Annotated in this window: 21 protein-coding genes; 12 read left to right on the forward strand and 9 right to left on the reverse strand. The window is 72.5% G+C overall.

From position 1 onward, the window contains the following. Positions 1–127 precede the first annotated feature (127 nt). Positions 128–1,657, forward strand: coding sequence for an aromatic amino acid ammonia-lyase (locus SSP08S_RS06210; RefSeq protein ID WP_019066706.1), 1,530 nt, complete (start codon positions 128–130; stop codon positions 1,655–1,657). Further along, entirely contained in the window at positions 1,657–2,565 is a 909-nt protein-coding gene (locus SSP08S_RS06215) for a MurR/RpiR family transcriptional regulator (protein WP_019066707.1), read from the forward strand. The genes SSP08S_RS06210 and SSP08S_RS06215 overlap by 1 nt, the downstream gene beginning before the upstream one ends. Before the next feature lie 81 nt (positions 2,566–2,646). On the opposite strand, the gene SSP08S_RS61610 is transcribed toward SSP08S_RS06215, so the two are convergent. Beyond that, positions 2,647–3,294, reverse strand: coding sequence for a TMEM175 family protein (locus SSP08S_RS61610; protein WP_019066708.1), 648 nt, complete (start codon positions 3,292–3,294; stop codon positions 2,647–2,649). Further along, complete coding sequence (locus tag SSP08S_RS61615) at positions 3,291–3,527, reverse strand: hypothetical protein (RefSeq protein ID WP_019066709.1); 237 nt, start codon at positions 3,525–3,527, stop codon at positions 3,291–3,293. The genes SSP08S_RS61610 and SSP08S_RS61615 overlap by 4 nt, the downstream gene beginning before the upstream one ends. Before the next feature lie 59 nt (positions 3,528–3,586). Here SSP08S_RS61615 and SSP08S_RS61620 point away from each other — a divergent pair, with 59 nt between their 5' ends. The 3 genes from SSP08S_RS61620 (at position 3,587) to SSP08S_RS06240 (ending at position 5,222) form a co-directional block, all read left to right on the forward strand. Next, positions 3,587–3,808, forward strand: a complete 222-nt coding sequence (locus tag SSP08S_RS61620; protein ID WP_019066710.1) for a hypothetical protein — start codon at positions 3,587–3,589, stop codon at positions 3,806–3,808. Positions 3,809–3,969: 161 nt separating this feature from the next. Further along, the gene (locus tag SSP08S_RS06235) at positions 3,970–4,506 is read left to right on the forward strand and encodes a PadR family transcriptional regulator (protein WP_019066711.1); all 537 of its coding nucleotides are present in this window, start codon (positions 3,970–3,972) and stop codon (positions 4,504–4,506) included. A 122-nt stretch (positions 4,507–4,628) separates the two neighbouring features. Further along, positions 4,629–5,222, forward strand: coding sequence for a hypothetical protein (locus SSP08S_RS06240; RefSeq protein ID WP_078532356.1), 594 nt, complete (start codon positions 4,629–4,631; stop codon positions 5,220–5,222). 34 nt (positions 5,223–5,256) lie between these two features. Here the strand turns inward: SSP08S_RS06240 and SSP08S_RS06245 are convergent, their stop codons facing one another. From SSP08S_RS06245 to SSP08S_RS06265, 5 genes are all read right to left on the reverse strand, one after another. Next, the gene (locus tag SSP08S_RS06245; protein ID WP_019066713.1) at positions 5,257–5,631 is read right to left on the reverse strand and encodes a roadblock/LC7 domain-containing protein; all 375 of its coding nucleotides are present in this window, start codon (positions 5,629–5,631) and stop codon (positions 5,257–5,259) included. Positions 5,632–5,654: 23 nt separating this feature from the next. Further along, positions 5,655–6,170 (reverse strand): roadblock/LC7 domain-containing protein, encoded by a 516-nt coding sequence (locus SSP08S_RS06250; RefSeq protein ID WP_019066714.1) that lies wholly within the window; start codon positions 6,168–6,170, stop codon positions 5,655–5,657. A gap of 34 nt (positions 6,171–6,204) precedes the next feature. Next, a complete protein-coding gene (locus SSP08S_RS06255; protein WP_019066715.1) occupies positions 6,205–7,026 on the reverse strand; it encodes a hypothetical protein in 822 nt (273 codons plus the stop codon). Further along, the gene (locus tag SSP08S_RS06260) at positions 7,023–7,421 is read right to left on the reverse strand and encodes a hypothetical protein (RefSeq protein ID WP_026178228.1); all 399 of its coding nucleotides are present in this window, start codon (positions 7,419–7,421) and stop codon (positions 7,023–7,025) included. The genes SSP08S_RS06255 and SSP08S_RS06260 overlap by 4 nt, the downstream gene beginning before the upstream one ends. A gap of 182 nt (positions 7,422–7,603) precedes the next feature. Further along, positions 7,604–8,983 (reverse strand): type III PLP-dependent enzyme domain-containing protein, encoded by a 1,380-nt coding sequence (locus SSP08S_RS06265; RefSeq protein WP_019066717.1) that lies wholly within the window; start codon positions 8,981–8,983, stop codon positions 7,604–7,606. Positions 8,984–9,147: 164 nt separating this feature from the next. Between SSP08S_RS06265 and hutU the strand changes: the two genes are divergently transcribed. The 4 genes from hutU to hutI all read left to right on the forward strand — a co-directional run bounded on the left by hutU (position 9,148) and on the right by hutI (position 14,976). Then, positions 9,148–10,812 carry a urocanate hydratase gene (gene hutU, locus SSP08S_RS06270; protein ID WP_026178229.1) on the forward strand — a complete coding sequence of 555 codons (1,665 nt, stop codon included), beginning with the start codon at positions 9,148–9,150 and terminating at the stop codon, positions 10,810–10,812. Positions 10,813–11,201: 389 nt separating this feature from the next. Next, entirely contained in the window at positions 11,202–12,404 is a 1,203-nt protein-coding gene (locus SSP08S_RS06275) for an allantoate amidohydrolase (RefSeq protein ID WP_102133289.1), read from the forward strand. Next, a complete protein-coding gene (locus SSP08S_RS06280) occupies positions 12,401–13,756 on the forward strand; it encodes a formimidoylglutamate deiminase (RefSeq protein ID WP_019066720.1) in 1,356 nt (451 codons plus the stop codon). Before SSP08S_RS06275 ends, SSP08S_RS06280 begins: the two co-directional genes overlap by 4 nt. A 35-nt stretch (positions 13,757–13,791) precedes the next feature. After that, on the forward strand, positions 13,792–14,976 hold the full coding sequence (gene hutI, locus SSP08S_RS06285; protein ID WP_019066721.1) for an imidazolonepropionase: 1,185 nt from the start codon (positions 13,792–13,794) through the stop codon (positions 14,974–14,976). Positions 14,977–14,988: 12 nt separating this feature from the next. On the opposite strand, the gene SSP08S_RS54860 is transcribed toward hutI, so the two are convergent. Beyond that, entirely contained in the window at positions 14,989–15,984 is a 996-nt protein-coding gene (locus tag SSP08S_RS54860) for an alpha/beta hydrolase (RefSeq protein ID WP_019066722.1), read from the reverse strand. A 214-nt stretch (positions 15,985–16,198) separates the two neighbouring features. Here SSP08S_RS54860 and SSP08S_RS06295 point away from each other — a divergent pair, with 214 nt between their 5' ends. Then, the gene (locus tag SSP08S_RS06295) at positions 16,199–16,612 is read left to right on the forward strand and encodes a hypothetical protein (RefSeq protein WP_019066723.1); all 414 of its coding nucleotides are present in this window, start codon (positions 16,199–16,201) and stop codon (positions 16,610–16,612) included. A gap of 25 nt (positions 16,613–16,637) precedes the next feature. On the opposite strand, the gene SSP08S_RS61625 is transcribed toward SSP08S_RS06295, so the two are convergent. After that, positions 16,638–17,705, reverse strand: a complete 1,068-nt coding sequence (locus tag SSP08S_RS61625; RefSeq protein ID WP_158697136.1) for a hypothetical protein — start codon at positions 17,703–17,705, stop codon at positions 16,638–16,640. Between the two features lie 149 nt (positions 17,706–17,854). Between SSP08S_RS61625 and SSP08S_RS06305 the strand changes: the two genes are divergently transcribed. Further along, positions 17,855–18,226 (forward strand): holo-ACP synthase, encoded by a 372-nt coding sequence (locus SSP08S_RS06305; RefSeq protein ID WP_019066725.1) that lies wholly within the window; start codon positions 17,855–17,857, stop codon positions 18,224–18,226. A gap of 58 nt (positions 18,227–18,284) precedes the next feature. Beyond that, the gene (locus SSP08S_RS06310) at positions 18,285–19,721 is read left to right on the forward strand and encodes an NAD(P)H-hydrate dehydratase (protein WP_026178232.1); all 1,437 of its coding nucleotides are present in this window, start codon (positions 18,285–18,287) and stop codon (positions 19,719–19,721) included. Positions 19,722–19,778: the final 57 nt, after the last annotated feature.

Raw genomic sequence — 19,778 nt, forward strand, 5'->3', positions numbered from 1 at the left:
CGGCTGTATAACGTCATGCAGAGTTCTCGGTGTCTGAATAGTTTGTCAATGTCTCCGCGTTAATCCGAGGTAACGGATGCCCGGCAGGCAAGATCGAGTGTCCTGATTGAGGGGAGTTTGGGGCCTTATGTCGTCTCGGATCGTGGACGCCGCCGATGCGATGGTGTCCGGGAGCTCCGACCTCGTCGTCCTGGACGGCGTCGGCTTCGGGGTCGCCGATGTCGTCCGGCTCGCCGACGGGGACGCCCGGCCGGTCCCCGGCACCGACGCGATGAAGCGCGCGACCGAGTCCTGGGACGCGGCCCGCCAGATCGCCGCGACCGGCCGCGTCTACGGCCGCTCGACCGGCGTCGGCGCCAACCGGAACGAGGACGTGCCCACGGAGGCGGCGGCCGAGCACGGCCTGCGCCTGCTCCGCAGCCACGCCGGCGCGATCGGCGACGAACTCCCGGCCCGCGAGGTCCGCGCCATGCTTGCCGTCCGCGCCAACCAGCTGCTCGCGGGCGGCGCGGGGCTACGGCCGACGGTCGTCACCGCGCTGTGCGAGGCGCTGGAGAGCGGGGTGTACCCGGTCGTCAACGAGTTCGGCTCGGTGGGGACGGGGGACATCGCGGCGCTGGCCCAGGTGGGTCTTGCGTTGGCGGGGGAGCGGCCCTGGAGAGGTGCCGAACACGGTCTCTCCGGCGTTCCCGAACCCCAACCCCTCGACAACAACGACGCGTTGGCGCTCATCAGCAGCAACGCGCTCACCCTCGGGCAGTCCGCGCTCGCGCTGCACGAGTTGCGCGGGCTCATCGGGGCCACCCAGGTCGTCGGGGCGCTGTCACTGCTCGCCGTGGACGGTTCGCACGAGCCGTTCGCCGCGCCCGTGCACGCGGCCCGGCCGCACCGGGGGTCGACCGAAGTCGCCCGCCGGATGCGGGAGTTGATCGGTGCCGCCGACCGGCCCACCCCTCCGCTCGGGCGGATCCAGGACCCGTACGGCTTCCGGTGTCTGCCGCAGATCCACGGGCCCGCGCACGACGCGGCGGACGCGCTGGAGGAGGTCCTCGCGATCGAGATCAACGCGGCAGCCGAGAACCCCTTCATCTCCGCCGAGGACATGACCGCCTACCATCACGGCGGCTTCTACCAGGCCCAACTCGCCCTCGCCCTGGACCACTTCAGGCTCGCGCTCACCCAGGTGGCCCGGCTGTCGACGTCCCGGCTCTCCTCCCTCAACGAGCCCGCGTTCACCCGCCTCAAGCCCTTCCTCGCCGACAGCGAACCCGCCTCCTCCGGCGTGATGATCCTGGAGTACGCCGCCGCGGCCGCCCTCGGCGATCTGCGCGCGTTCTCGGCTCCCGCCTCGCTCGGGCACGCTGTACTCTCCCGGGGCGTCGAGGAACAGGCCAGCTTCGCCTCGCTCGCCGCCCGTCAGACACTGCGCGCCTGCCGCGCGTACCGTCTCGTCGTCGGCTGCGAACTCGTCGCCGCCGTACGGGCGTTGCGCCAGCGCGACCTGCGGCCCGACCCGGAACTCCCGGTCGGCCGCGCGCTGGAGCTCGCCGAGGCGGTGCTCGACGAGGACCCGGCGGACCGGCCGCTCACGGACGATGTGACGGCGGCGGCCGGACTGCTGGACCGGTTCACCGAGATCTGGAGGGGGAACACGTGATGACCGTGGATGGGAGTCTGGACGAGACGGTGGACGGGAGCCTGGAGGGAACCTTGGACAGGAGTACGGGTGTGACCGACAGTCCGGCCGCACGGCTGCAGACGCTCTTCGAGGGGCACCGGCTCACGCCGACCCAGCGGCGCATCGCGCACAGCATGGTGCGGCGCGCCGCCGAGGTGCCGTTCCTGTCCAGCGTGGAACTCGCCGAACTCGCCGGGGTCAGTCAGCCCTCCGTGACCCGCTTCGCGGTCGCCCTCGGCTTCGACGGCTACCCGGCGCTGCGCAAGCACCTCCGCGAGGTCGCGCCCGCCGAGTCGGCCCCGGACACGGCGTCGTACAACGAGTACCAGCAGGCCGTAGAGGCCGAGATCGAGAACCTCAAGCACCTCGCCGAGATACTGGCCGACCCCCGCCCGGTCGCCAAGGCGGGCCGCCTCCTCGCCGCCTCCCGCCCGCTGCCGGTGCTCGGCCTGCGCGCGGCAGCCTCCCAGGCGTACGGCTTCGCGTACTTCGCCGCCAAGGTCCATCCGGACGTACGGCTGCTCAACGAGGGCGGCACGATGATCCACGACCGGATCGACGCGGCCGTCCGGGCCGGGGCCAGTGCCCTGCTGTGCTTCGCGCTGCCCCGGCATCCGCGCGAGGTCGTGGACACGCTGGCCTATGCGCGGGAGGCGGGCCTGACCGTCGTCACCGTCGCGGACTCGGCGTTCGCGCCGGTCGCCAAGGTGTCCGACCTGCTGATCCCGGCCGCCGTCGGCACCGGCCTCGCCTTCGACACGGCGTGCGCGCCGATGCTGCTGGGCCGCGTGCTCCTGGAGGCGATGTGCGACGACCTGCCGGACGCGCAGGCCCGGCTGGAGGAGTTCGACGCGCGGGCGGCGGCGCGGGGGCTGTTCGTGGAGTGACAGGGCGTCAAGTGCCGTGTGTGCGTGGGTGTTTCGGCGTCGGGGCCGCCCGGGTGGTGGTTGCCGGGCGGCCCCTTCCCGTCAGGTGACGCGGCGCAGGATCTTCTGCGCCACCGGCAGCAGCGCCCAGCACAGGGACGCCCAGTGCGTGACCAGCGCGACGGGGATCGAGACGGCGAAGGTCACGATCGTCGCGTCCACCCAGGCCAGGGTCTCCGCGATCACCGTGCGCGGGGCGTCCGGGCGCAGCAGCCCCGACCTGCGCAGATCCGCGACGGTCAGTCTGAAGGACAGGCTGGTCAGGGCCTGGCCGGCCGCGTACGCGATGAACTGGATCCGGAACGCGTCCGCCTCGCTGGTCAGCAGTTTCGTCGTGAACGGTGTGACGACGATCAGCAGCAGCCACAGCAGGTTCCAGCGGATGGCCCCGCCGGACAGACCGCTCACGTACCGGAAGACGCGCTGGTGCAGCATCCACTGCATGGCGATGGCCGCGAAGCTGACGAGGAACGCGAAGTACTCCGTCAGGTGCTCGCGCAAGAAGTGCTGCACGCCTGAGTCGCCGTGCGCCTCCGCTCCGGGGACCGGCAGTTCGAGGGCCAGCAGGGTGATGGCGATGGCCACCACCGCGTCCGAGAAGTAGATCAGCCGCTCCGGACTCGCCGGTGCGATCCGCTCGGCGGGCTCGGCGGGCTCGGTCGGTTCGGTCGTGGCGTCGTGCGTGCTCATGCGGTCGCCTGTCCGGCCGCGGCCTTGGCTCGGGCGGCGTAGCGGCCGGAGAGGACGAACGGCACGACGAACGCCAGGACTTGGACGGTGACCAGCGGCGCGGTCGAGGAGTGGTCGTAGCCGACCACGAGGGCGCAGGCGAGCGCGCCGAGGGTGAACGCGGATGCCCATATCGACGTCAGGACCATGTTGACCCGGATGAACCGGGGCGCGTGCCAGAACTCCTGCGGCACCTCGGCCCGGGCGAAGGTCAGGGTGAAGGGGGCGGCGCACGGCGAGCGAGGTCAGGGCCGTGGCCGCGAGGGTGGCGTTCGCCAGCGCGCAGATCCAGTTCCGCAGCCCCGACGCCGGGTCGGCCAGCGCGACGACGGCTATGACCACGAAGAAGGCGCAGGTGGCGGCGCCCAGCAGGTCGACGCTCCGCGCGCGGAGCTGCCCGGCGAGTAACCAGAGCGCGGCCAGTGCGGCGGCGCCCGTGCCCAGTCGCCAGTCGACCGGGCTCAGGGCCGCGTAACACAGCCAGGGTGCGAAACCGCGGACGTAGTTCACCGGTGTCTTCCTCCACGAATCCAGGAGCTCAGCGGGCAGTCCAATGTTGGACGGTAGGATTATGACCGTCCAACTCTCGACCGTCCAGTCAGGATTGGTGAAATACCGGAAAGGTAGGGTGAGTTCATGAGCCTGCCCCACGCCCTCCTCGGGCTCCTCTCCGAACAGCCCGCCAGCGGCTACGACTTGCTCAAGCGGTTCGACGAGGGGCTGTCGGCCGTGTGGCCCGCCCAGAAGAGCCAGGTCTACAGCGAACTGGCCAAGCTCGACGAGAACGGTCTGATCGAGATCACCGGCACCGGCGCCCGCCAGCGCCGCGAGTACGGCATCACCGACGCGGGCCGCGCCGAACTGCGCCGCTGGCTCACCGAACCCGACCTCGACCTCGCCTTCCGCAGCGCCGCGCTCCTCCGCGTCTTCTTCCTGTGGACCCTCAACAGCGGTGAAGGCGCGGCCTACTTGGAGAAGTTCGCCGACCACAACCACGCGCGGCTCACGGCGCTGCAGGCCATCCACGACAACGCGAAGTGGGTCGGCGACCCGGTCCAGGTCTGCGGCTGGCTCATGCTCGAGTACGGGCTGCGGGGTTCCGAGACCGCCGAGCAGTGGGCCCGCTGGGCCGCCGGGGAGCTCACCGAGCGGCTGGACACGCCGTCCTCCTGACCCTGGGCAAGGACTCCTGACCCGGGACGAGGGCGAAAAAGTCCGTTCTCAGACTCGTCTCACGTTCGCTCACTAGTCTCACGGCCCGACGGAACTGTGCCGGGACGACCAGGAGGCAGGACGTGGCACGCGGAGATCGCAGAGTCCAGGGGCTGGCCCGAGTGGCCGTCGTCGTACGGGCCGGAGCCGCCCCGCTGTGGTGGTTCGGGGTGCTGGCGGCGGGTGTCGGAGTGCTGCTGCCCGGCATCACCGGGCGCCGGATCGGGGTGATGGCGGGCGCCGCCCTGTTCATCATCACGGCGGCCGTCGTGGCGTACGCGCGCCGCAGGCGCTACACCGCCCTCGCCCGTGGCGCCGCCCGGGCCGGCAAGCACGATGTGCTCCAGGACCGCGCGGTGTCCGTACGCAACTGGCGCCGCGCGCACCGCTGGTGGATCGTGCTCGCCTTCGCGCTCGCGCTGGGCAGCGCGTTCGCGGTGCCGGCGGCGGGCGGCATGCTGCTCGCCGGGGCCGGCACGGGCCTGCGGCTGAAGGCCGCCTGGCTGGGGCGCAGGGAACGGGCCGACGACGTCCTGCTGTGGATCCGCGTGGACTGGCTGGACAGGCGGGGCGGCGCCCCCGCCGGGAAATCCGTCAAGGGCTACCGCTCCACCGGCATCGCCGCGGGCGACGCCACCCCGGGCGGGGCGCGCCGCCGCGGCGACGTGTACGCGTAGCCGGGCTCCGGGCCCGTTTCCGGACCTCCGGGTCCTAGACCTCCAGGTCCGCCTCGATCCGCTTCAGCTGGTGGCGGGCCATCGCCAGGTTGCTGCGGCCGGCGTCCAGCACCAGGTAGAGGAACAGACCGTTGCCGCCGCGGCCCTTGATCAGCCGGATCAGGTGGTACTGGCTCGACAGGGTGATCAGGATGTCCTCGATGTCGCCCTTCAGACCGAGGTGCTCCATGGTGCGCATCTTGGCGCGCACCACGTCGGTGTTGCCGGCGGCGGCGACGCCGAGGTCGAAGGTCTTGCTGCCGCCCATCGTGCCGAGCGCCATACCGCTGGTGTAGTCGACGAGCGCGACTCCGGTCGCGCCCTCGATGGAGGTCAGCGCCTCTTTGAGCGAGGTTTCGGTGTTGGCCATGACAGTGCTCCCTTTGGGTCCGTTCAACTTTCCGTGGTGGTGCGCGCGTTGGTCGTTGCGGTGGTGCGTGGTGCGCGCGCCGTTCTCGTTCGTGCGGTGGTGGCTTTAGCGGGCGCCTTGGCGGGCGCCGCGTCGGCCGCCCGCTCTGCGGCCTCGGCCGTCGCCGCCGCCTCGGCGTCGACCAGTTCTCCGATCCGGGCCCCCGTGCGGCGGCCCTCCAGCAGCAGCCGGCCGACGTTGACGCGGTCCTGGGCGAGCACGGTCAGCACGGCGCCCCGGCCCGCCGCGTAGGTCGCGACATAGCCGTAGACCCCGCGCACCAGCAGCTCGCGGAAGTCGCCCTGCCCGGTCGCGTCCGCCATCCGCATGGCCACGCCCAGCGCCGTCACGGTGAGCGCCGCGACCCGCTCCGGCTCGATGCCCGGGGTGTCCTGCGCCAGCACGAGACCGTCGACGCCCGCCGCCAGCGCCCCCGTCAGCTGCGGCACCCGGGCTCTCAACCGCCGCAGCTCGTCCAGGACTTCGGCCTCGGAGGCCATCGGCTCTCTCCTCTCGGCGCGTGCTCGCTGCCACTCAAAGGGCCTCCAGCGCATCCCTGAGCCTCTTCAGCAATGTGATGTCGGGGTCGGTGACGTCGGGCGGGGGCAGGACGGCGGGCGGTGCGGGCGGCCGGGGCGAGACGAGCCCCGCCGACACCAGCCGCCGGACGTCCAGCAGCGTGGGGTACGCCCGCCGGCCCAGCAGCCGCGCGATCTCCGGCGCCGTCCGCACCCCGTCCACCCGCGCCAGTACGGCGGCCTGCCGGGCGGTGATCGGCGGAGGCGCGAGAGGGTCGGCCCGCACCAGCGGCGCGCCGTCCGTCGCCGCGTCCGGCCAGACGCGGTGCAGCAGCTCGCGGCGGCGCAGCGTCTCGCGCTCCAGGGCGGCCACCGGAACCGGCCGCACGGAGCCCAGCGGATGCGTCACCCCGTACCGGAAACGCCCCGGGGTGCTGCTCGGCGCGAGCACGAAGTAGGCCGCGTCGTACAGCGCCCCGAGCTGGCACAGCTCCAGCGCGCCCGGGCCGATCAGGCCGCCGTCGAGCAGCAGCCGGGTGGTGGCGTGCCGGTCGTCGGTCGCGTTGGCGGCGGCCTCCCAGGCCTCGGCGCGCAGGGTGCCGTGGGCGGTGAGGAGCAGGTCGAGACCGGGGGCGGACGGGCTCTCGGCGTGCACCACATGGCCCGCGGCGAGATGCAGACTGCCGCGCTCGCGGACGAGGACACCGGTGGCCTTCTCCGCCGCGAGCCTGGTCAGCATCGGCGACACCCCGCCCCAGGCCCGGTCGACGGCGGCGGCCTTGTCCCGCACCGGCAGCCGGGGCGGCGGGGTGGTCGGCGTGGTCCTGAGCGTGGTCATCCCAGCACCAGCCGTCCCGCCATCTCGCCGAGCCGGATCCGGGCCAGTGCGAGATTCCCCTCCGCGCGGGCCAGCCACAGATGCAGGAACACACTGCTGTCGAACGACGTCCGCACGAACCGCAGCACGTGATAGCTGTCCCGGTTGCTGACGATCAGATCCTCCAGCGGAGGATCGTCGGCCTCCTCCCCTTCCTCCGCGTCGGACGCGAACGCCCGGTGCTCGGCCGCCAGCCGCGCCAGCTCCGCGGCCTCGGCCGCACTGGCCTCCTGGTCACCCCCGGGCGACTCTCCCACGACGCCCAGGGCCAGCCCGCTGGTCCAGTCGACCAGCGCGGCGCCCCGGGCACCGGGCAGTCGCATGGCCTCCAGTAAGCACTCGTCGATTCCGGGCACCGTGGCTCCCCTCCCGCCTGCGGTTCGGCTGAGTGACGACGAAGCTACGCACCGTGTGGCCGAGGGGTGAGGGATCTGGCATTTTCCAGTGGGACATGCCTGGAGTGACTAAGGTGGGTCAACTGACCCCGTTTTCACACCAGTTGCGTGAGCCAGTTGAACCGTGCGCCCACCGGCGCGCGTCAACGGCGCCCGGATTCGCGCAGGGTGGTGAGCGCGGCGGCGTGCGCCCCTCCGGATTCGGCCACGATCTCCGCCGTCGTCTGCGGCTTCCGCACGGTCGCGAACGCCACACCCCCGGAACCGTCCGGCACGAAGCCGTAAATACCCGGCCTGGCAAGGGAGTTGTAGGCGTAGTGGGCCGCGAAGTAGTACGCCCCGGTGTCCAGCGCCGCCGCGTGGTCACCCTGTTCGAGCAACGGCAGCGCCTGCCCCTCGGCCAGCAGATCACCCGCGAAGCAGGCCGGACCGGCGACGTCCTGCACCACCGCGGGCCCCGGCTTGGGCCGCCCCTTCCCGTCGTAGGCGGCGATCCGCAGCGGCCACGACTGCGGCGCGTACACCGTCCGCGTCGCCACCTGCACCCCCGCGTGCGTGACCGCGATCGGCCGCCCGCCGGCACTCTTGGCGTACTCGACCCGGGCCACCACCGTCCCCTGCTTGGCCAGCATCGACCGGCCGAACTCGGTCACCAGCCCGTACCGCCCGTCGAACAGCCCCGGCACCGCCTCCTTCAGCAGCCGCGCGTACTGCGCGTACGTCGGACTCGTCGCGTCCGAGCCGAAGTTGACCCCCAGCCCGCCGCCGATGTCGAGCGTGTCGATCTGCCGCCGCCCGAGCCGTGTGTTGATCTCCTCCGCCAGCGCGTACGTCTCCGCGACGCCCCGCGCCAGCAGCTCCAACGGGATGCCCTGCGACCCGGTGTGCGCGTGCAGCCGGCTCAGCCACGGCCGCTCGGCGAACGCCCGCACCACCCACTCCCGCGCCCCCTCGTCCCGCAGCGCCACCCCGAACTTCGAGGTCGCCGTCGCCGTGGAGAGCGCGGCGATCGACCCGGCGCCGATCTGCGGATTGACCCGGATCCCGAGCGGCGAACGGCTGCTCGCCGACCGCATCAGCCCGTCGACGCGCTCCAGCTCCTGCGGATTGTCGACGTTCACCGCGATCCCCAGCGCCAGCGCCTCCCGCAGCTCCGCCGGCGTCTTCGCGGGCGCGTCGAGCACGGTCCGCTCCGGTCGTACGCCCGCCGCCCGCGCCAGGGCCAGCTCACCGGGGCTCGCCACTTCCGCCCCGATGCCCTCCTCGCGCAGCAGCCGCAGCACCGGCACGAGGGGGCTCGCCTTGACGGCGAACGCGTGCAGCACGGGTGTCCCCGGCGCCGTCACCTCGTCGAACGCCGCCCGCAGCGCCGCCGCCGACTCCCGGATCCCGGTCACGTCCAGCAGCGCGACGATGGGGGAGTCCGGCCCCAGCAGCCCCTGTTCGACGGCGGCCCGCACGGCGTCGTCCCGGCGGGCGGTGCGTCGAGTGCCGTCCGTGTGACCCTGGTCTACGTCGTTCACTGCGTCCCCCGTCGTGTCGTTGCCCGTGGTCGTTACATCCAGCCAAACACTCAGAGCCTGCCCACAGAGACGCCCTCATGTATTGACTAGTTCTATTCACGAAGCCAGGATGTGAATAGCTACAGTTAAAAATCCGCTGAACGCAGTCCGCTAGGAGGCAGACCATGTCAGGACCCCGCCCCGTACGAGCACCGCGCGGTACGGAACTGAGCGCCCTGGGATGGCAGCAGGAAGCCGCCCTGCGGATGCTGCAGAACAACCTGGACCCCGAGGTCGCCGAACACCCCGACAAGCTCGTCGTCTACGGCGGCACCGGCAAGGCCGCCCGCGACTGGCGCTCCTTCGACGCCATGGTCCGCACCCTGCGCACCCTCAAGCAGGACGAGACGATGCTCGTGCAGTCCGGCCGCCCCGTCGGCGTCATGCAGACCCACGAGTGGGCCCCGCGCGTCCTCATCGCCAACTCCAACCTCGTCGGCGACTGGGCCAACTGGGAGGAGTTCCGGCGGCTCGAGGCCCTCGGCCTCACCATGTACGGCCAGATGACCGCCGGTTCGTGGATCTACATCGGCACCCAGGGCATCCTCCAGGGCACCTACGAGACCTTCGCCGCCGTCGCCGCGAAGAAGTTCGGCGGCACCCTCGCCGGGACGATCACCCTCACCGCAGGCCTCGGTGGCATGGGCGGCGCCCAGCCCCTCGCGGTGACCATGAACGACGGCGTCGCGATCTGCATCGACGTCGACCCGCGCGCCATCGAGCGCCGCATCGAGCACCGGTACCTCGACGTCCGCGCGGACTCCCTCGCTCACGCCCTCCAGCTCGCCGTCGAGGCCCGCGACGCCCGCCGCCCGCTCTCCATCGGCCTCCTGGGCAACGCGGCGGAGCTGCTCCCGCAGATGCTCGCCGAGGGCGCCCCCATCGACATCGTGACCGACCAGACCTCGGCCCACGACCCGCTGGCGTACCTCCCGGTGGGCATCGCCTTCGAGGACATGGCCGACGCCGCCGCCAAGGACCCGGCGGGCTTCACCGTCCGCGCCCGTGAGTCCATGGCCAAGCACGTCGAGGCGATGGTCGGCTTCATGGACGCCGGCGCCGAGGTCTTCGACTACGGCAACTCGATCCGCGGCGAGGCCCAACTCGCCGGGTACGACCGGGCGTTCGCCTTCCCCGGCTTCGTCCCCGCCTACATCCGCCCGCTGTTCTCCGAGGGCAAGGGCCCCTTCCGCTGGGCCGCCCTGTCCGGCGAGGCGTCCGACATCCACAAGACGGACAAGGCGATCCTCGACCTCTTCCCGGAGAACGAGTCCCTCCACCGCTGGATCAAGCTGGCCGGTGAGCGCGTCCACTTCCAGGGCCTGCCCGCCCGCATCTGCTGGCTCGGCTACGGCGAGCGCGACAAGGCCGGCGAGCGCTTCAACGACATGGTCGCGTCCGGTGAGTTGGCCGCCCCGCTCGCCATCGGCCGCGACCACCTCGACTGCGGCTCCGTCGCCTCCCCCTACCGCGAGACCGAGGCCATGCTCGACGGCTCCGACGCGATCGCCGACTGGCCGCTGCTGAACGCCATGGTCAACGTGGCCTCGGGTGCGTCCTGGGTGTCCATCCACCACGGCGGCGGCGTCGGCATGGGCCGCTCCATCCACGCCGGCCAGGTCTCCGTGGCCGACGGCACGAAGCTCGCCGGCGAGAAGATCCGCCGGGTCCTGACGAACGACCCGGGCATGGGCGTCATCCGGCACGTCGACGCCGGCTACGACATCGCGGAGCGGGTCGCCGACGAGCGGGGTGTGCGGGTGCCGATGCGCGAGGGTGGAGAGGCGTGACCCTTCCGGGAGATGAGCGGGGCGGCGACTCTTCGGCGGGGGCGGGCGTTTCGTCGCCGACCGCGGGTCCGGCCGTGCCCACCCGTTCCGCCCTGCGGAACGACTGCCCACGGCCTGGCGGGCCAGAGCCTGTGGCCGGCACCGGCACCGACACCGACACCGGCACCGGCACCACGCCGCCCGTGGTCGGCGGGACCCGGCCGCAGCCCACGGTCGGCGGCGCTCAGTCGAAGCCCATGGTTGGCGACGCCCAGTCGCAGCCCACGGCCGGTGGCACTCAGCCGCAGCCCGTGGCCGGCGAGGTGCGGTCGGGCCAGGCGGCGGGTGGCGGGCGGGCTCAGCCCGTGCGGCCCGTAGGCTCGGGCCACGCCCCGACCTCCTTCCACGAGATGTGGCGTGAGCTGCTCCCCATCGGGCGGCACCCCGACTCCGGTGGCTATCGCCGGTTCGCCTGGACCGGTGCCGATGCCGAATGCCGGGCCTGGTTCAAGGACCAGGCCCTGGCCCGGGGTCTCACCTACGAGCTCGACCGCAACGGCAACCAGTGGGCCTGGCTCGGGGATCCCGCCGCCGGGGACGCCGTCGTCACCGGGTCGCATCTTGACTCGGTGCCGGACGGTGGGGCCTTCGACGGACCGCTCGGTGTCGTGTCGTCCTTTGCCGCGCTCGATGAACTGCGGGGCAGGGGAGCGGAGTTCAACAAGCCGCTTGCCATCGTCAACTTCGGGGACGAGGAAGGTGCCCGGTTCGGGCTCGCCTGTGTCGGGTCGCGCCTCACCTCCGGCGCGCTCACCGTCGAGCAGGCGCACCGGCTGACCGACGGGGACGGGGTCACGCTGCCGCAGGCCATGGCGGCTGCGGGCTACGACGCCGACGCCATCGGCCCCGACCCCGAACGGCTCGCCCGTATCGGCGCGTTCGTCGAGCTCCACGTCGAGCAGGGCCGCGCGCTGGACCTGTCCGGCGACCGGGTCGGCATCGCGAGTGCCATCTGGCCGCACGGGCGGTGGCGGTTCGACTTCCGGGGTGAGGCCAACCACGCCGGTACGACGAGGCTGGTGGACCGGCGGGATCCCATGCTGTCGTACGCCGAGACCGTGCTCGCCGCCCGTCGCGAGGCCCAACTCGCCGGTGCCGTCGCCACGTTCGGGAAGATCGCCGTCGAGCCGAACGGCGTCAACGCGATCCCCTCCCTGGTGCGCGGCTGGCTCGACTCCCGCGCCGCCGACCAGGACACCCTGGACACGGTGGTCACCGGCGTCGAGAAGGCGGCCCGCGAGTACGCCGAGGCGCACGGCGTCGACCTCGACATCGTCCGCGAGTCCTTCACCCCCGTCGTCGAGTTCGACCACGCCCTGCGCGACGAACTCGCCCGCGTCCTGGGCAAGGACACCGACCTCAGGGTCCCCGTCCTCGGCACCGGCGCCGGACACGACGCCGGAATCCTCTCCGGGAGCATCCCGACCGCCATGCTGTTCGTGCGCAACCCCACGGGCGTCTCGCACTCCCCGGCCGAGTTCGCGGCCGAGGACGACTGCGTGGCCGGGGTGACCGCACTCGCCGACGTACTGGAAGGGCTGGCCTGCAGGTGACGCACCCCACGCACCCCACCACGCGGACGTACTGGCTGGAACACGCCTGGCTCGACACCAACGTCGAGCCGGGCGTCGCCCTGGAGGTGAGCGGCGGACGGATCACGGCCGTCCGTACCGAGGTCGACACCCCGCCCCCCGGCGCCGAGATCCTGCGCGGACTCACCCTCCCCGGGCTCGCCAACGCCCACAGCCACGCCTTTCACCGCGCCCTGCGCGGGACCGTCCAGGTAGGCTCCGGCACCTTCTGGACCTGGCGGGAGTTCATGTACTCCTTCGCCGACCAGCTCACCCCGGACACATACCACGACCTGGCCCGCGCGGTGTACGCCGAGATGGCGCTGGCCGGGATCACGGCGGTCGGCGAGTTCCACTACGTGCACCACGCCCACGGCGGCACTCCCTACGCCGACCCCAACGCCATGGGCGAGGCGCTCATCGCCGCCGCCTCCGAAGCCGGCATCCGCATCACCCTCCTCGACACCGCCTACTTCTCCTCCGGCTTCGGACAGCCCCCCAACCACCACCAGCTCCGCTTCTCCGACGGAAGCGCGGACGCCTGGGCGGAACGCTGTTCACTTCTCAAGGAACGGGATCACGCGCGGATCGGTGCCGCCATCCACTCCGTACGGGCCGTGCCCGCGCGGGAGTTGGCGACCGTGGCCCGCTGGGCCGAGGAGCGGCGGGCCCCGCTCCATGTGCATCTCTCCGAGCAGACCGCCGAGAACGACGCCTGCCGCGCCGCCCACGACTGCACGCCGACCCAACTCCTCGCCGATCACGGGGTGTTGGGCCCGCGCACCACGGGTGTCCACAACACACACCTCACCGACGAGGACATCGCGCTGCTGGGGCGCTCGGGCACGGGCACCTGCATGTGCCCGACGACCGAACGCGACCTCGCCGACGGCATCGGCCCCGCCGTGGCCCTCCAGCGAGCCGGCTCACCGCTCTCCCTCGGCTCCGACAGCCACGCCGTCATCGACCTGCTCGAAGAGGCCCGCGCGATGGAGCTGAACGAGCGCCTGCGCACCCGCACCCGAGGTCACTGGACGGCCGCGGCCCTGCTCCGCGCGGCCTCCGCCGACGGCCACGCGGCCCTCGGCTGGGACGAGGCGGGCAGCATCACGGCAGGCGCCCTCGCCGACTTCACGACCATCGCGCTCGACTCGGTCAGGACAGCGGGGCCGGTGCCCAGGCTCGGCGCCGAGACGGCCGTATTCGCGGCGACGGCAGCGGACGTACGGCACACCGTCGTGGGTGGCCGGCACGTCGTACGCGACGGAGTGCACGCGCTCGTACCGGATGTGCCGCAGGCCCTCGCGCAGGCAGTCGAAGCCCTGCGCGCATAGACACGAACGCCGAACTCCGCACCCACGAGGACACGATGAGCAGCAGCACCGTCATCACCAACATCGCCACGCTGGTCACCAACGACCCCTCCCTCGCTGACGGAACTGACGGATCTCCCCTCGGTCTGATCCAGGACGCGGCCGTCGTCATCGACGGCGACCGCATCGCGTGGACCGGTGAATCAAGCAAAGCACCCGCCACTGACAACCGGGTCGACGCCGGTGGGAGAGCGGTCCTGCCGGGCTTCGTGGACTCCCACTCGCACCTCGTCTTCGCGGGCGACCGCACGCAGGAGTTCAACGCCCGGATGTCCGGGCGGGCGTACAGCGCGGGCGGCATCCGTACGACGGTCGCGGCGACGCGCGCCGCGAGCGACGCGGAACTGGAGGCGAACCTCACCCGCTACCTCGACGAGGCCCTTCGCCAGGGCACGACCACCTTCGAGACGAAGTCCGGCTACGGCCTGACGGTCGCCGACGAGTCCCGCGCCCTGCGCATCGCCGCCGCGCACACCGACGAGGTCACGTACCTCGGCGCGCACATCGTCTCGCCCGACTACGCCGACGACCCCGCCGCGTATGTGGCACTGGTGACCGGCGAGATGCTCGACGCCTGTGCCCCGTACGCCCGTTGGATCGACGTCTTCTGCGAGAAGGGCGCCTTCGACGGCGACCAGGCGCGCGCGATCCTGACCGCGGGGAAGGCGAAGGGCCTGCACCCGCGCATCCACGCCAACCAGCTCTCCTACGGCCCCGGCGTCCAGCTCGCCGTAGAACTGGACGCGGCCAGCGCGGACCACTGCACGCATCTGACCGACGCGGACGTGGACGCGCTGGCGAGCGGCCGTACCGTCGCGACCCTGCTGCCCGGCGCCGAGTTCTCGACGCGGGCCCAGTGGCCGGACGCGCGCCGGCTCCTGGACGCCGGGGTCACCGTGGGGCTGTCCACCGACTGCAACCCGGGCTCGTCCTTCACGTCCTCCGTGCCCTTCTGTATCGCGCTCGCGGTGCGGGACATGGGGATGACTCCGGACGAGGCGGTGTGGTCGGCCACGGCGGGCGGAGCGGCGGCCCTGCGCCGGGACGACGTGGGCCGGATCGCGCCGGGCGCCCGCGCCGACCTGATCCTGCTGGACGCGCCCAGCCATGTGCACCTGGCCTACCGGCCGGGTGTGCCGCTGGTCAGAGGGGTGTGGCGGCGGGGAACACGGACCGTCTGACGACGGCCGGACTCACCGCCCCGTCGCGTCGAGACGGCGGTGGAGGAACTCGGTGATGACGCCCATCGTGGTGGCCGAGGTCCAGGGCAGTCCGGTGCTCGGGCCCCCGAGGAACGCGACGTCCCCGTGGTTGGCGCCCTTCAGGACGTAGCGGGTGCTGTCGGCCCCGGCGGCGCGCAGCGCCCGGTGCACGTGCTGTGTCTGGGAGGGGCTGACGAGCATGTCCTCGCTGCCGTGCAGGAACAGGAACGGCGGTGCCGAGGCGGTCGCGTGGGTTGCCGGGTCCGCGGCACGTACGGCGTCGGGGATCTCCGGGAACGGTGCGCCCGGCCTGCCGAGGTACGCCGAGAAGTGCGTGGCCTCCCGCTGGTAGTAGACCCGGGCCGCCTCGTCGAAGTCGTCGGCGATGGCGGAGAGTTCGGAGCTGCCGTAGGCGTCGATCACGGCCCGCACCTGCCCCTGCGGGGCCGTCTCCAAGGCGTCGGAGAACTCGGGCAGACCGTCCGTGACAGCCGTCAGCGCCGCCAGATGACCGCCCGCCGACTCGCCCCACAGGGCGACCGCGCGGGGGTCGATGCCGAAGTCGTCGGCGTGCGACCGCAGATACGCGAGGGCGGCGCGGACATCGCGGACGGAGTCGTAGAAGGTGGCGCCATCAGGGGCGACGCGGTATTCGACACTGGCGACGACGAAACCGGACTCGGCGACATGCCGGCGCGCCTCGAACGCCATCGCCTTGGTGCAGCGGAGAAACGCGCCCCCGGGGAGGTAGACCACCAGCGGAAGCCGGTCGTCGCCGGCCGGCCGCAGGACGTCGAGCTTCAGCTCGCGCCGCGCCCCGTCCGGCAGTTCGACTGTCGCGTACGTGACGTCGCTACGGCTGTCCACGGCGACGGTACCGAGGGACATCTGCGCGTCCGGGTCGGCGTCCAGGAGTGTGCTGTCGGTGAGATCGGGCGGCGCGATGCCGGTGGCGACGGGGACGGGCAGGGAAAAAGAGGCGCGCATGGTCTCTCCGATCGTCGTGGAACGTGCGGTGAGTGAGAGGTTCCAGGGCCGCGCCGACAAGCGCCCGACACCGGACCTACAGCCCCGACAGACACCCGACACCGGGGTTGAAAGCATGCTGAGTCCGTGGTGAAACCGGCCGGGCGCAGGCTCTACTCCACAAGGAAGGCCCACCGATTCCACCGATTCCGGCGACTCCGAGGAGCACACCACCATGACCGTCGAACTCACCCTCACCGACCAGGACAAGAACACCCTGCGGACCGCCGCGTACGGCGCCGTCTCGCTGCTGGTCGCCGCCGGTGCCACCGGCTCCCCGCACCGGATCGCCACCCGGGGCAGCATCGCGCTGTCCTCCGCGACCGGTCGGGTGGGCCACGTCCTCGCCGAGAAGTCGAAGATCGAGGGCCTGGACGGCAGGTCCGCGGCCGAACTCGCCGACCGGGTGCTGCCGGCCCTGACCGCGACCATGGCGCTGCTCCGGCAGCAGGACCCGGCCGAGGCCGACAACTTCCGCGCCACCGTGCTCGTCGCCGTGGAAGAGGCCGTCCGGAGCCTCAAGGGCGGACCAGGGCCCGCCATGAACGAGATGATCCGCAAGATCACCGCGGCCCTCGACGCCGCCTGACCCGTCCAGCCGCCCAGCCGTTCGTCTAGTCGCTGTTGTCGATGCTCCACGCGCGGAACGCGCCCTTGGTGATGCGCCCCAGAAGGGTGTTGAAGTCGGCCTTGACGGCTTCCGGGGTCTTCTCCGGGGGGAACAGGGGCTTGATGGGCTGCCGTTCCTCCGAGAGCTCGGCGGCGAGGCGGGACTTGTAGGCGTTGTACACGGCCGAGATGTCCTGGCGGATCGCCGGTCCCTCGCTGTTGCCCAGGACCGGCATTCCGCGCAGGCGGTTGTCGTTCGTCGCGGCGATCGAGGCCGCGTCCATGAGGAAGCAGTCGATGAGGTCGGTGACGTCCTGTTCCCGGGCGCCCGGCGCCTTGTTGCGCGCGTCCCGCAGCAGCAGGTCCGCCATCTCCAGGGTGAGGTCGCGGTAGACGGTGTACCGCGGGCTCCCGGGGATGACGCCGAGCACATGGTCGGCCTGTTTGGCGGCGTCGGTGTTCATCGAGGCGAATCCGTCGGGATGCGGCTTGTCCTCAAGGCCCGGCACCGGGAAGGGCACGCTCCGGAAGGCGTCCTCCTCGTCGCGCATGGTGGGGGAGGCGGCCGCCATGGGATGGATGCCGAACTCGTGGCAGAGCATGCCCACGATGTAGCCGATGTCGTAGTTCTCCAGGTAGTAGGCGGCCATCGTCACGAAGACGCCGTCGGCGCCCTTGTCGACGACGTCCGCCGGGGCCTGTGACGTCCGCTTCTCCAGCGTGATCCGGCAGGTCCGGCCGTCGAGGAAGGACTTGATCGCCGTGTTGACGGAGAGGAGTTGCAGCACCCGGGTGGCCTTGTCCTGCGACTCCGGGTACTTGAGGGACACGTTGGTGAACGAGATGTTCCCGTTCACCAGCTTGTTCCGCTGGACCACCGGCGCCCGCTGCACGGCCGGCGCGGGGCTCCCCGCCTGGCCGAGCATCCGTACGACGTTGGCGTTGCCCGCGCTCGACTGGAGCGACAGCAACTCGTGCGCGGGCCGGGTGGCGGTGTCGGCTGCGGGTCCGCTCAAAGGGGCACGCCGGGCTACGGCGTCGTCCCGCGCGCGGGCTTCGTCTCGGGCGTGCACGTCCTCACCTCTGGCCTGGAGTCGCGATCTTCGTTGTCTACAGGCTGACCGGACGCCCCCGCGAGGTACTCCGGGGCAACGAACCCGCGCCGGAAAACCGCTCCACCTGCCCACAAGGGCAGGACCGGTGCCGCCGTAGGGTGCTCGGCATGAGCATCATCGGGGTTGGTATCGACGTGGCCGAGATCGACCGGTTCGCGGCGTCGCTGGCGCGTACGCCCGGGATGGCCCGACGCCTCTTCCTGGACAGCGAGTTGCTGCTGCCGAGCGGCGAGCGCCGCGGCGTCGCCTCCCTCGCCGCCCGTTTCGCCGCGAAGGAGGCCCTGGCCAAGGCGCTGGGCGCCCCGGCCGGGCTGCACTGGACGGACGCCGAGGTCTACGTCGAGGACAGCGGGCAGCCCCGGCTGCGGGTGACGGGAACGGTCGCCGCGCGGGCGGCCGAACTGGGCGTCCGCTCCTGGCACGTGTCGCTGAGCCACGACGCGGGGGTGGCCTCGGCGGTGGTGATCGCGGAGGGGTGACGGGGAGCGCGGCCCGCCCGGGTGCGTTCCGTGCCCCTCCCGGGGCAGACTCGACCGCATGCGTACTGCGTACAGCGTGGAGACGGTAAGGGCCGCCGAACGACGGCTGATGGCACGGCTTCCCGAGGGCGCGCTCATGCAGCGCGCCGCGGCCGGACTGGCCGTCGCCTGCGCCCAGTTGACGGGCCGGGTCTACGGCAGCCGGGTCGCGCTGCTGGTCGGCAGCGGGGACAACGGCGGCGACGCGCTCTACGCCGGGGCACGGCTGGCCCGGCGCGGAGCGGCCGTCACGGCGGTGCTGCTCGCGCCCGACCGCACCCACGCGCGCGGGCTCGCGGCACTGCTCCGCGCGGGCGGCCGTACCGTGTCGCCGGACGCCGCCGAGGAACCGGTCCTGCGCGCCGACCTCGTCCTCGACGGCATCGTCGGGATCGGCGGCCGGGGCGGACTGCGGCCGGACGCCGCGCGGCTCGCGACCCTCGCCGGGGACTCCCGGGGTGTCGTCGTCGCCGTGGACCTCCCGAGCGGCGTCGAGGCGGACACCGGAGAGGTGCTGGGCGCCGCGGTCCGGGCCGACCTCACCGTCACCTTCGGCACCCACAAGCCGGGACTGCTGATCGACCCCGCGCGCGAGTACGCCGGTTCCGTACGGCTCGTCGACATCGGCCTCGGCGCCGAACTGCCGGTCGAACCCGAGTTGGAGGCCCTCCAGCACGCGGACGTGGCGGCGCTGCTGCCCGTGCCGGACGCCGAGAGCGACAAGTACCGGCGTGGAGTGGTGGGCATCGCCGCCGGGTCCGGGCGCTACCCGGGCGCGGCCGTGCTCGCCGTCGCCGGGGCGCTGCGGGGCGGCGCGGGGGCCGTACGGTACGTCGGTCCGGCCGCGGACGCGGTGATCGCGCGGTTCCCGGAGGCGCTGGTGTCGGACCGGGGGCCGGCCAAGGCGGGGCGGGTGCAGGCGTGGGTCGTCGGGCCGGGGGCGGGCGACGACGCGGCGACCGTGGCGGAGGTGGTGACGGCCGACGTGCCGGTGCTCATCGACGCGGACGGGCTGCGGCTGGCGGATCCGGACGCCGTACGGGCGCGTACGGCGCCGACGCTGATGACTCCCCACGCGGGGGAGGCCGCCGCGCTGCTCGGGGTCCCGCGCGCGGAGGTCGAGGCGGCCCGGCTCACCTCCGTGCGGGAGTTGGCGCGGCGGTACGGCGCGACCGTCCTCCTCAAGGGCTCGACGACGCTGGTCGCCGACTCCGGGGGCGGGGCGGTGCGGGTCAATCCGACGGGCACCGGCTGGCTGGCCACGGCGGGCAGCGGGGACGTGCTGTCGGGGCTCGCGGGCTCGTTGCTGGCGGCGGGGCTGCCGGCGTTCGACGCGGGCAGCGTGGGGGCGTATCTGCACGGTCTCGCGGGGCGGCTGGCGGCGGACGGGGCGCCGGTGGGGGCGCACGACGTGGCGGAGGCGGTGCGGACGGCGTGGCGGGACGTGCGGGACTGACGCGTTCCCGCACCTGCGGCGCCACCGCTCGTCAATAAGGGTGACCCCTCCGCGCGG

The organism is Streptomyces hokutonensis (assembly GCF_000376565.1).
GTDB classification, from domain to species: domain Bacteria; phylum Actinomycetota; class Actinomycetes; order Streptomycetales; family Streptomycetaceae; genus Streptomyces; species Streptomyces hokutonensis.